Source organism: Micromonospora sp. MH33 (genome assembly GCF_003013775.1).
GTDB lineage: Bacteria > Actinomycetota > Actinomycetes > Mycobacteriales > Micromonosporaceae > Micromonospora > Micromonospora fulviviridis.
The window spans coordinates 1-779 of sequence record NZ_MUYZ01000434.1 but is presented as its reverse complement, the minus strand read 5'-3'; the positions used below and the strand labels follow the sequence as shown (position 1 = coordinate 779).

Annotated in this window: 1 protein-coding gene; it reads right to left on the bottom strand. The window is 77.9% G+C overall.

The window, feature by feature from the left end; all coding sequences use genetic code 11:
* A partial coding sequence (locus B0E53_RS33865; RefSeq protein ID WP_246835739.1) for a condensation domain-containing protein occupies positions 1-779 on the bottom strand: 779 nt, incomplete at both ends.

Genomic DNA, 779 nt, shown 5'->3' with positions numbered 1-779 from the left:
CGGTCCCGGCCGAGCACCTCCCGCCAGATGCCGGCGATCAGCTCCTCCGTGGGGGTGAGCGCGTCCGGCCCGGTGGGCAGCGGGGCCCGGGCCGGCTCGGCGGCGGCCACGGTCATCGCGCCCAGCGCCGGCACCCGTACCGCCGGCCGGGGCAGCTCGGGGGCGACCGCGTCGGCGGGCGCGTCCGGGTCGGCCGCGAGGGCGCCGACCAGGGCGGCCAGGTCGGCCAGGAGCGCCTCGATCCGGGCCGCGTCGAACAGGTCCGGGTTGTGCACCACCTCGACGCCGGCCCGGCCGTCCCGTTCCACCACGTAGACGGTGATGTCGAAGGGCGAGCCGGGCTTCGGCACCGGCACCGGCTCGACCGCCAGGCCGGTCAGCGCGAGCCGGGGCGGGACGAAGTTGAGCACGTTGAACAGCACCTGCACGAGCGGGGCGCGGGAGGTGTCCCGGCCGACGCCGAGCGCCTCGACGATCCGTTCCAGCGGCGCACCGGGGTGCTCGGTGACCGCGTGCAGCTCGGCGGCGCACCGGTCGACGAGCCCGGCGAAGGTCGCCCCGCCGGTGCGGACCCGCACCGGCACGGTGTCGATGAAGAAGCCGATGACGTCGTCGAAGGCGGCCAGCCGGCGGTCGGCGACGATCGCGCCGAGCACGTGGTCGTCGCCGCCGGTGAGCCGGCGCAGCAGCTCGCCGAAGCCGGCCAGCAGCACGGCCGCCACGGTGGTGCCGCGCCGGGCGGCCAGCTCGCGCACGGCCCGGTCGGCCGCCTCGGTGAG